Consider the following 11,464-nt stretch of genomic DNA (forward strand, 5'->3'; position numbering starts at 1 on the left):
CGCTGACTAAGACCTTGATATTGCCCGACCTGGATCGTGGCGCGTTCTTCGACGCTGAGTTCTGTATAGGACATGGCGGCACCTTACCGGAGGGTGAGGTGTTGCACTCAGTTTTTGCGGCCGCCCTTTTTAAAACAATTATTCCCGAGGCCATTTTTAAAATAATCAAGCAGGAAATTATTGAAAATAAGGTTCTTAGAAGAGAGGCAAAATGGATTTATGACTTTACACTAAAAGGCGATTTAATAGTCTGCAGGCAAACTACGCGCTATGAGCTCCATAATTTAAGTCATGAAGAGGTTTCAAACCCCATAAGGTTGGACCTTGATGCGCTTGGAGGGAGTTCTTATAGACTGATATCTGCTGAGTGCCATAGTCAATTCGGTGATGTACTTGTAAAATACAATCCCGAGGATGCTGGAAAAAACATTAATATAGATGTTGTGCGCGCTGAAAATAAACTCACAGTTTCCTATTCGGTAAAGATCCCTGCCAAAAGCTATGCTGAGTACAATACTGTTTTTGAAAAGCACTACAAAGGGGATATTACTGATGCTCAAGGCACAAAGGTTCCAGTGGTTGGTGCTGATATCATAGTTAACTTCCCGACAGGATATCATTTTGATATTAGCCCTTTGATGTCAACGACTCCCCGCTTGATTTCTGAAAGCTCGATTCAAAAGATATTCAGAGTTGAGGGCGGTGTACTTCCCAATCAAGGGTTTGTTTTTTACTTGGTTAAAAAAGATATCGATGTTGCTGTTGACGATCGCGAATTGGTCGTTTCGCTTGAAATGCCCGAGGTTTAATACCCGAGCAAGCTGGGAGAAGCTTGATCCACTTCTGAGGGGGAAATTATATGGACGCCCATTGGTTCTTGTCGCAGCGAGTGAGCTTCATTCGGCAACTGTATCTTCATGCCACGGCGCCCTTTGTCGAGCTTCAGCGCGTAATCGAAACGTGTGAGACCCCGCTCGCCCCCCCTACAGCGAAGACGGTACCCCCCTACCTGCTTTCAAATTCGGTACTTTCGCACCTCCCGCGAGAATCTGGGGTGCGACCTAACAATTCGTCCACACCGATGCCACTTCTCGGCGCGGCGCGGCTAAACTAAGGTATTAGAGATTGATGGATAAACTGACAGGGCTATTTGAATTTTTAGAGAAAAATCAAAACGTCGCCTCAGCCGCTGCCGCAATGACAAGCGCGGCAGCCGCTATCCTTGCGCTGCTCGTTTCAATTATTGCTGTTTTAGTGGCAGTGATATCGGCCAGACAGCAAAGAGTTCATAACACCTTAACTGTAAGGCCAATCCCGGAAGTTACGGTTGGCGACTATGAAAATACCTTGCGGGTGAAGCTTCGGAACCATGGGTCTGGCCCATTACTGATCAAGTCTTTCGTCGCCACATTCCATGGGAATTCATGCCAATCTTTAATCGACTGCATGCCAGATCTTGGCGGTAGACATTGGACGAATTTCACGGGAGTGATTAACGGGCGGGCCCTTCTCCCCGGAAAAGAGATAGTGCTGATAGAGCTGACTGCAGATCAAAAAGAAGCAAATTTTAGTATCCCTCGAGATCTTGCTCGATTGGCACTCTCCGAGACGGAAATAGTCGTTCAGTATTCCGATATTTACGATTCAACCTTCTCCCCGTACAAGAAATCCCTTTCATGGTTTGGTCGCAACCTTGAATAATCCAGCAGGTTCTTCGAGCGAAAAACAGACTTGTTCGGAGGGTTCCTAGGTTCTCCATTCGCTTCATCGTTGAAGAAGCTTCTTTCTCGCATCGTTAAATTCTTGCTCAGTGATGTGACCGTCCTCTTTCAGCTTCGCCCATTTAATCAGTTCGTCAGCGACAGAGAACGTGCGAAGCCTTTCGCCTTTGATAATGTCAACGTCATTGGTATCAGGAACGGTTTTCGCTTTGCCAGAAAAAATACCGTTCGCTTCAACCCATTGTGCGTGGCAACGCAGAGGGCTTAGAAAGAGGACGTTCAGAAGGATGATGTACAGCAAGGCGATACCTGCCAAGGCAGTCGAAAGAATAAATTCCTCGGTTTGACGATCCCATCTGTCAGATGCGCCAAGCGTTGTCGCGAAATACAAGGCGAATAGCCCGCTGCCTATTAATGCGATATATACGTAACCTTTGTAAATCCGCGCTGCGGTTTCGATGTGACTGAAATCGCTGTTCTTCTTCATCATCACCAAGCCAAAAATCAAAAATATGGCTGGGATGATTCCGACAATGAAAAATAACGAAGGGAGCAATAGGAGGGCAAAAATCAGGAGCTTACTTTGTTCGGTGCTAGACAAAGGTGTGTTGGTCATTGTTGCGTCCGCGTTTATCAGTTTAGATTCCAGAGGCTTTGATTAGTGCCTTGTGAAAAACTTCAATGCTTCCACGGCAATAATGAAGATTGCCCAGCCTATGAAAATCCGGCGGCGCGTAGAGCTATTGCGTTTGGACTTGAAGAAAGAAGCAATGCCAATGTGGATTATAGGTATAAATATACTTCCGCCAATCGCTCTAGAAATATAGCTTTGGAATAGCACTGGTTCTCTGACAATATCCATGACCGGGGATGCGCTAAAGTCATGTTTGACATTAGCTAGAAAAACGACGGTGAAGCTAATCAGCGATAGGACAATTGCAAGTGCTAAGGAGGTCGTTTTTTTAACCGAAGCGTCATCCTGATTCTGACCGTTCACATCTTTATCTGGTGCTGATACTTCCATGTCCATTCCTTCGTCAAACATTGTAAGTTTCTTAGCTATGGTGAACCTATCGTGCATGGCATAGTAGCATCACCGCCGTTTCGAAGCTTGGGTCGTTTTCCGCCTCTCGCGACTGGCCTAAACCGGCCACATTCTGCCTTCGGTCAACGGCAGCTATGGGTCGACAGCCGCAGGTCGTTGCCTGATGGATCCAACCCCTCCGCTGCTGTGGTGCAGTCGGCTTCTGACATTCAGTGCAGTCTGTTTATGAAAACGACAGATCTTTTGGACTTGGGATTTACCGCTTTCCTGTCACTTTTCCTGTACCGAAATCAGTGAGAGAAAAACGTATGGGAAAGCGGATTGGATATGCCCGAGTGTCGACTGATGATCAGAACCTCGACCTGCAGCGAGATGCACTTGCTCTGGCTGGGTGCTCAACAGTCTACGAGGAGACCATGAGCGGCAAGTCGGCGGACAGGCCGGAGCTGGGGCATTGCCTTAAAGCTCTGCGTAACGGTGACACTCTGGTTGTCTGGCGACTGGACCGCCTCGGTCGCTCTTTGCCTGACTTGGTTGGGATTGTCAGTAGCTTGGAGCAGGAAGGGGTGGCCTTCGAATCCATAACTGAACGAATCGAAACCACCAGCGCTGCCGGCAAGCTGATTTTTCACGTGTTCGCTGCCCTGGCTGAGTTTGAGCGCAACCTCATTCGAGAACGAACTCGTGCAGGACTGGCTGCGGCTCGTGCCCGTGGGAGAAAAGGTGGACGCAAGCCTGCGCTGGATGATCGTCAGGTGCGTGAGATACGAGCTCTTCTCAGAGATCCTGAGATACAGGTAACCGATGTTGCCCGACGGTATGGCGTTTCTCGAACAACGCTTTACCGCTACGTCGGTTCGCCGAAATCATCTGCGGTCGTTTAAGTGGTGGTGTTGTTTTCCGCTGAAGTTGCCCAGAAAATTTTGGGCGCTATGACCTAGCAGGCAAGTGAAGGATATCTCCGGCGTTCTAAGTGTGCCGGACTACCACTGAATAAAAATAGGGCGTTTTCATGTCGGTGCTTTTTTCTGTGAAGGGATGCGTTGGTACCTTGCTGTTGGTTGCGTTGGTGGGTTGCTCCAGTACCCCGAAGGTAACGTTGCCAGAACCTAAAGATGTTCCTCGCGAAAAATGGTCCGATGCCATGTTGGTTCTGGAAGCCATGCGCATCGATGGTCAGCGCGATATTCCAAGGGTAATGGTCGGGAATGAAGTAGATAACCTGAGCGCGCCGCGATCTTCGGGAAGCTCTGGAGGTTTAGCAACGGCGGGTTTGGGATACGTGTCGCCTCCAACTGGTTTTAGCAGCGCAGGCGCAGCCTCTCTTGGCGTCGGGTTATTCTTGCTGGGTGGTGGCAGTGCTGGCCCTGTCTATCGCTACCAGGTTGCTGCGTGGGTGCCTGAGGAACTCGCGTCTAACCCGAAGGAGGCATCTGCGTTGGTCAGGTCGGCCTGGCTTGATGCGAGAGAAAAATACTTTGGTGGAAAAATCTCAAAGTTGCGTCATGAGCCGGCTAAGTACGCTGACGGATCAGGCAAGAAATACGACAGGCTTGCAGATTTGGCTGCTGGGAACCCCGCGCCGTTCGACGCTCCGGCGAGCGCTGCGCCAGCGTTCATTTCGGCCGAGAAAGCCTACGGCCCGATTTTCCTGACCGATCCCTCAGGCGAACTATTTGCTGACGCTAGCAGAGCTGATAAGGACGGCATGGATGCGCTGGCGGGTATTGCTCGTCACCTGCCCGAATGGATGTATGCATACTATCCTGGGCGGAATTGGCCTAAGGACTTCCGGCCTGCCGCGATTTACAACAAGAACGGCAATCTCTATTTCATTGGGAAGTAGTTCGTGGTCGACCAGTGCTACTGGCGTGTCGGGATTTTATCTGCGGAATCAGTCATACAGACTCTCGCGCGAGTCGAAGGTGTTCAATAAAAGCGAAGGCGCTCAAGACGAGTATTGAGCACCTTCGATATTCGTTGAGCACCTTCAGGAAGAGGTGGGCAGTCCCAATGCCCATCCGCCCTGCATACCTGTTTTGTGTGACCGTATACCGAGCTTTTTCCGAGCTCTACGAACTGATGCCCACGAAATGCAAGACTCTTCAGCTAGAGACTTCAACGCAGTGATTGCAACAGGCCCAGCTTGTAACGTCTCCTCCAGAAAGCTGCACGCTTCTTGAATGGCTGATGCTGGTATTGGGCTGTTCGTTTGCTCGATAGCAGCCAGAATGGCTTCAGCGCTTCCTTCGATGGCCTCTCCCCATCGGATGCAGGTTGTCTCCAACTGCTCGTCTATAACGATGGGCTCAACGAAATACTCGATCCCCCCGCTATCAATCGAAACGTTAGACTTGGCTCGGACAAGCACCCTGGCTTCTGAATTCTGATCCTTCTCTGCCACCAGTACAGTGCGAGCGAGCGCGGAGAATGCCTGGCTGCCGATTACACGATTAGCTGCGGAGGACTGGGCCGTACCTTTGCTCAGGTGAGATATGCCGAGGACAGCGCAACAATGCCGCTCTGCAAAATCCACTACCATTTGTAGCCCCTGTCGAACTTCGTTTGCTCGGTGCATGTCCCCCCGAATGAGGTTGATCAGTGGGTCGAAAATCAGCAATGAAACGCCGTTAATCCGTGTGGCTGCCTCGTTCAAAAGGGCAAAGTTGGCTGCAGGATCAAATTGTCGCCTATTCCCACTCTGATCCCTGAGCCCTTCGATAATGTGCACGCGGTTTAGGTCTGCATCTGCAGCCGTAAGGCGAGGAATTATCGTGTCAGCTATACCATCCTCACCACTCCAGATTATGACGTTGCCTGCGGCCTCACATTTGCTGCCATCTGGCCAGGCATCTCCTTTACTAAGCCTGGCTGCCAGCGAGATTGCCAACGTGGTTTTGCCGCACCCACCAGCGCCGGCAAGAATGGATAGCTTTGCCCTTGGCAGCCAGCCTGGCCAAATCCACTGGATCTTTTCCACTGGAATATCGACCGCTGCTGTGAGTTCCACCATCCAGCCTGGCTGTTGAGGTGTTTGGGGCTGCATTACAAAGCCTCCCTTTGCCGAATCCAAGCCTGGACTTCGCTGTTACGCCAGCCGACGCTGGAACCGCACAAAAGACGTTGTCGCGGGAAAAGGCCCTCCGATATTTTGCGGTAGATCGTTGAGCGTTTTAGTCCGACGATTGCCTCGACATCGCGTAAACGAAGAATTTTGTCATCGTCGCTGACGTCGTCAAAGTTGCTAACGTGCATTGCCATAGATTTGAGTCCTAGGTCCTGAAGCGTGAGGCAGCGTCCTCCGGCACTACTGCTAAAAAGGGTAAAAGACGGATATCGGCTGGCTATATAGCGAGCAGGGGCATTTGCCACACGCATAGGTATATGCGCGTTTCCGAGATTAATGTTCGGTAGCGTCGGAGGTCGTTGTGGGCTACAGAAATTCTAGGGCCGTAAGGCTTCTAGGGGCACAACGGACTGAGAGTGTTCTGCCAGATACGCAAATCAACCAATTGCAGTTGCTGCGGCCCGTTCAGCGGATGCGAACGAGGCGAAAGTTTTTAACGTCGTTACCAAGGCGACGTGGCGGACCTTTGCGGATCGATAGGGATCGCTTGGGACGGAGACTTTTTAACATGAGAGTGCCGGGCTGGCAATCAGCAGTGCTCTGCCTTGGTTGGGAAAGGGTGCCCAACCAGGGCAGTGGTTATCTGAGAGCTCAGCGTTTATCGGGCTCAACTAGTTATCTGTAGCGATATCGAGCTTGGGCAGCGCCTTGACGATTCTCTGGGTTTCCAGGCTAACAGTGACCACGCGCTGGAACAGCTCCAGAGGGTACTTGGGGTTGCCCATGGTTTCCACGGCCCAGTCGTTGGCGTCGTTGACGATGCCGCTGGCTTTGTCGGTGCGCACGGCTTGGCGCTCCATCACCCAGTCCAACGCGGCCTTGCCGTTGACCACATAGTCCCATGCCGCCTCAGGGATGCCCTTGAGGGTGATGCGGTGGTTGTAGATGACGGCGCTCTTGTCGCCCTTCTTGGCGAACTTCATCTTCTCCACGCGGTAATCTGCGTCGGTGAGCGTGCTCTTGGCCTCGATGGTCAGCGGGTAGGGCTCGACGGTTTCGTAGTTCAGGTGAAGCTCGGCCAGGGCACGGCCAGCCTTGCTGAACGCCCAGAAGTCGACGGCGTTCTTCACTGCCGGGATACGCGGCAGCTCCTTGCTCAGATTGTCGGCAAAGCGCTCGCGGTAGTCCGGGGAATGGAGGATACCGTAGACGTAGTAGAACAGGTCTTCTTTGCTGATCTGCTCGCCAGGGTAGGCTGCTTGGAAATGAGCAAGGCCGGTGTCAGTAATTGCATTGCGGCTGCGCAAGCCACCTTCAGTTGACTTGGAAAAGAGATCGTTCTCTGCGGGGTGGGGGGCTTCGTCGTAGAGGTAGAGGGGGAAGCATTGGTATCCCCCCATGCCTGGAGCCAAATTCAGATCCGGAATACGATTAACTATTAGTGCCGAGAATCCTTTATCCCCGCCTAAGCCAGGAACACAAATTCCTATATTCTGACTAGGCGATCTTGGAAAAATTCGTGGCATCTGGCCTACTCGATGAATAACAGACGCATCATAAACCAGCCACTGTTTGGTAAATGGTCGGTAGAGGGCATGACATAGAGCATCGCCATCGAAGCTATGCTGAATACCGCTCGCCGCATCGGCTAACAAGCTACTTGTCCAGCTAATTTTTGTGGGGTCGTTACAAACCAATTGAACAGCTTGGGCAATCCGATCTTTCTTTGTTCCTTTCAGATCGGCGTTGGTGAGAGCCGTCACCTCTTTGTGATAGACGGCCAGCATATCGCTGACATTCTCAGCCACAGCGATTTTGCTTGAGTTGTAAACCCAAACGTCTCGTCCCGATTCAACTCCTCGTGAGTAGTTCTCAAACAAGCTCGGTGCTGATTTGTCCTCCTTATCGCCCAAAACTATGAAATGGTTGAAGCTGTCGTCACGCTGTTTGAGCCAGTCACCGTGCTCATCCGGGGTGATGGTTTGCCAATTCCTAATGCCTTCCACGCTGACGTAGCTGGCGATCAGCTCTAGTTTTTCCTCGCGGCTGAGATAGTCACCAATATCGTGGAAATAAATCTGACCGTGAGCCGGTGATTGAGGGTTCTTGACCAACAATGAGATTGCGATAGGGGCGCGACTGCCACTGCCGAAAATCTTGCCACCTTCCTTGCGGGAGGTTTCGCCGCTTGTGCGCTGATTACCACGTAAATGGAACACATAGAGGCTGGAGAACTCATCCACCAAACACTTGCGAACGCCATCTGCTGTGTTGGATTCAACAAACCCCGCATTGGTTACAAATCCGATAATGCCTGCTCCCCCTATACGATCACTGGCCCATCGAATAGCTCGAATGTAGCTGTCGTACAAGGCGTTTTTATTGGTCGCAGCTGAGCGCGCAGCATAACTTTCACGAATGGAGGAATCGAGATTGAGATAGGCCAAATTAGCATTGTTGTCATTACCGCTATCCTGCTTCGCCGAATACGGTGGATTACCCACAATCACCCGAATATCCAGCGCCTTCTGACGCTTACGCCGAGCGCTGTTGTCCTCCAACAGGGCGTCCACCAGGTCGTCTTTCTCGTACATTTGGAAGGTGTCGGTCAGACAGATACCTTCAAACGGCGCGTACTCATCGATTACTTCGCCGTGGTAGGCAGCTTCGATATTGATGGCAGCTATGTAGTAGGCCAGCAAAACCAACTCGTTGGCGTGGATTTCATTCTTGTACTTATGCGGCAGCTCTTCCGGTTTAATTAGACCTGACTGAATCAGGCGGGTGATAAAAGTACCGGTGCCGGTAAAGGGGTCGATGATGTGGACGCCCTTACTGCCCAGGGTCTGACCGAACTCTTGTTGCAGCAGGTGGTTGACGCTGTGAAGGATGAAGTCCACCACCTCGACCGGGGTGTAAACGATACCCAGGCGCTCGGTCATCTTGGGGAAGGCGTTGCGGAAGAACTTGTCGTACAGCTCGACGATGATCTTCTGCTTGCCTTGGGCGTTGTTGATGCCGGCAGCGCGCTGACGCACGCTGGCGTAGAACTTCTCCAAGGTGTCAGCTTCCTTGGCCAGGTGGTGCTCATGAAGCGCGTCCAGCACGCCTTGCATGGCCTTGGACATGGGGTTGTTGCTGGCAAAACTGTACTCGTCAAACAGCGCATCGAATACCGGCTTGGTTACCAGGTGCTGGGCGAGCATTTCGACAATCTCGCCATCGCTGATGCTGTCGTTGAGGTCGTCGCGCAGCTCGGCGGCGAAGGCGTTGAAGGCAGCCTTTTCTTGGATGTTGGCCGGGTTCTCCAAGATGCCCTGGATGCGGTCAATATGGGTGCGGGCGATCTTGGCAATGTCGTTTGCCCAGTCTTCCCAGTGATGGCGGTTGCCGCACTTGTCGACGATTTTGGCGTAGATGGCCTTCTCGATTTCCCCCACCTCATAGGCCAGCTCCGCCTGCTGGGTCATCTGGCCTTCGACATCGTACTTAGCGCGTTTCTCACCAATGCCGTACTGGCCTTTGCCTGCCTGGCCGTTGCTGGTGCCGCTAGTTTTCCTGGCTTTTTTATCGGCCTTGTCGGTGATGGCGATGACTTCCATCTTGCGCGGGTCAGAGCCGATCAGGTCGAGCTTGTTGACCATGGCGTCGAAGCTGTCGTCGTGCGAACGCAGTGCCTGAAGCACCTGCCAGACCACTTTGTAGGTCTGGTTGTCATTAAGCGCTTCGTGGGGCTCCATGCCGGCCGGAATGACCACGGGCAGCACCACGTAGCCGCGTTTTTTACCCGGTGCGTTGCGCATCACCCGGCCCACCGATTGCACAACGTCGACCTGGGAATTGCGCGGGGTGAGGAAGAGCACGGCGTCAAGCGCCGGTACGTCCACACCTTCCGACAGGCAGCGCACGTTACTGAGGATGCGGCAGGTGTTGGCTGGCGGTTCTTCCTTAAGCCAGTTGAGCTTGGCTTCCTTGGCGCTGGCGTTCATGCCGCCATCGACATGTGCGGCTTCGCAGATGATGCGTGAGGCCTCATCGATGTTTTCTGACTCCTGATAAGCCTCCACCACCGACTGGAACATGCTGGCGATGTTGATCGAGCTGACCTTGTGCTTGGTGCCCTTGTAGTTGGGCGAGATGACCTGGCAGAAAGCTACAGCGCGCCTCATGGGCTGATCATCACCCACCAGGTTTTCGGCCAATCCCTGCTTGGCCAGCGCCTTCCAGCAACCGACTATCTTGGCGGCGTCGTCTACCTTGAGCTGGTTGTTCTCGTCCTTCAGCATCTCCTGAAGGCGCCGGCTGATGGTGCTCTCCTCGACGGTGAGTACCAGCACCTTGTAATCGGTGAGCAGGCCCCGCTGAACGGCCTCGGAGAAGTTGATGACGAACAGCTCTTTGCCGTAGAGCGCGTCGTCATCCATCGAGCACAGGGTGACTTCACCGGACTCGGCCTTGAGCTTCGCGTTGTCACCGTAGATGCGCGGCGTGGCGGTCATGTACAGACGTTTGGTGGCGCGGATGTAGTCGGCATCATGAACGCGCACAAAGTTGCTTTCGTCATCGTCGCCAAAGGTGGCGCCCGTGGTGCGGTGCGCTTCGTCGCAGATCACCAGATCGAAAGCGGCCAGGCCATGATCAGCCTGGGCACGGCTGATCACGTCGATGGAGTGATAGGTGGAGAACACTACGCTCATGTGCTCGGCATCATGGCGCTTGAGCATTTCCGCTGCGAGGCGATCTGCCTTAGTGGTGGCTGGGTAGCGTAGCTCGTGGGTGAACACCTGAACCGCGTCATCCTCTGCTTTGCGCTTCTTGCCAACGTCGCTGTCGGAGCAGACGGCAAAGCTGTGGAGCGGGGTTGCGCTTTCCTGCGTCCATTCGGTAAGGGTCTGCGATAGCAGCGACAGGCTGGGCACCAGGAACAGTACACGCTTACCCTTACCGGCCTGCTGCTCGGCAATTTTCAGGCTGGTGAAGGTCTTGCCGGTGCCGCAGGCCATGATCAGCTTGCCGCGTTCTGCGTCCTTGAGGCCAGCGGCCACGGCATTCAACGCGGTTTGCTGGTGCTCTCGCAGCTGCTTCTTGGCCTTGAGAGCGACTGCCTGATTGGGCTGGTACTTGGCCCAGTCTATCTGGCTGTCTTCCAGGGCTTGCAGGTCGATTTTACTGACCGGAGGCTGCTGGCCCTGCAACGCGTCCTCAGCGTGCTCGCTCCAGTTGTTGGTGGTGGCGACGATGAAGCGGTGCGAGAACGGTGCCTTGCCCGAGGCGGTGAAGAAACTGTCTATGTCCTTCTTCTGGACCTTGTAGTCCTCGGCGTACAGCTTGCACTGGATGGCGTGGTACTCGCCGGTGCCTTGGGTGCGAGCCACTAAATCAATGCCCGCATCCTTGCCACTGAGGCTTTGTTCCTTCGCCCACTCCGCATACGTCCATACTCTGTCGTAAAGGTCACGGTAGGTGGCTTCGTTGCGGAGGTAAGTGCAAATCAGCTCTTCGAAGTATTAACCTGGCAAATAAATAGGGCATATTAGATAATCTGTCTCCATGAAAATAGATGCCCGTAAACTCAGCCCCCAAGAACAACGTGAAAAGCGCTCCACGGCCCTACGCATGCGTGAGCAGGGT

At 53.0% G+C, this 11,464-nt stretch carries 9 protein-coding genes; 4 read left to right on the plus strand and 5 right to left on the minus strand.

All coding sequences use genetic code 11. The features are described from left to right. The coding region (locus tag AC19YX_RS34965; RefSeq protein ID WP_500608016.1) for a hypothetical protein at nucleotides 1–809 on the plus strand (809 nt) is incomplete at its 5' end. Between the two features lie 319 nt (nucleotides 810–1,128). Then, complete coding sequence (locus tag AC19YX_RS34970) at nucleotides 1,129–1,701, plus strand: hypothetical protein (protein ID WP_463936516.1); 573 nt, start codon at nucleotides 1,129–1,131, stop codon at nucleotides 1,699–1,701. A gap of 63 nt (nucleotides 1,702–1,764) precedes the next feature. On the opposite strand, the gene AC19YX_RS34975 is transcribed toward AC19YX_RS34970, so the two are convergent. Next, entirely contained in the window at nucleotides 1,765–2,337 is a 573-nt protein-coding gene (locus AC19YX_RS34975; RefSeq protein WP_463936518.1) for an SHOCT domain-containing protein, read from the minus strand. 42 nt (nucleotides 2,338–2,379) lie between these two features. After that, nucleotides 2,380–2,745, minus strand: coding sequence for a hypothetical protein (locus AC19YX_RS34980; protein ID WP_481860752.1), 366 nt, complete (start codon nucleotides 2,743–2,745; stop codon nucleotides 2,380–2,382). A gap of 329 nt (nucleotides 2,746–3,074) precedes the next feature. On the opposite strand from AC19YX_RS34980, the gene AC19YX_RS34985 reads away from it, so the two are divergent. Together AC19YX_RS34985 and AC19YX_RS34990 are read left to right on the plus strand one after the other, a co-directional pair. Beyond that, on the plus strand, nucleotides 3,075–3,650 hold the full coding sequence (locus AC19YX_RS34985) for a recombinase family protein (RefSeq protein ID WP_017735523.1): 576 nt from the start codon (nucleotides 3,075–3,077) through the stop codon (nucleotides 3,648–3,650). 128 nt (nucleotides 3,651–3,778) lie between these two features. Then, nucleotides 3,779–4,612: a hypothetical protein gene (locus tag AC19YX_RS34990; protein ID WP_023109108.1), complete on the plus strand. Its 834-nt coding sequence runs from the start codon at nucleotides 3,779–3,781 to the stop codon at nucleotides 4,610–4,612. Between the two features lie 144 nt (nucleotides 4,613–4,756). On the opposite strand, the gene AC19YX_RS34995 is transcribed toward AC19YX_RS34990, so the two are convergent. From AC19YX_RS34995 to AC19YX_RS35005, 3 genes are all read right to left on the minus strand, one after another. Next, entirely contained in the window at nucleotides 4,757–5,812 is a 1,056-nt protein-coding gene (locus tag AC19YX_RS34995; RefSeq protein ID WP_017735525.1) for an AAA family ATPase, read from the minus strand. Next, on the minus strand, nucleotides 5,812–6,144 hold the full coding sequence (locus AC19YX_RS35000) for a helix-turn-helix transcriptional regulator (RefSeq protein ID WP_306341803.1): 333 nt from the start codon (nucleotides 6,142–6,144) through the stop codon (nucleotides 5,812–5,814). Before AC19YX_RS35000 ends, AC19YX_RS34995 begins: the two co-directional genes overlap by 1 nt. A 360-nt stretch (nucleotides 6,145–6,504) precedes the next feature. Next, nucleotides 6,505–11,328: a DEAD/DEAH box helicase gene (locus tag AC19YX_RS35005; RefSeq protein WP_500608017.1), complete on the minus strand. Its 4,824-nt coding sequence runs from the start codon at nucleotides 11,326–11,328 to the stop codon at nucleotides 6,505–6,507. Between the last annotated feature and the right edge of the window lie 136 nt (nucleotides 11,329–11,464).

It is taken from the genome of Pseudomonas sp. MF09150 (assembly GCF_059862355.1).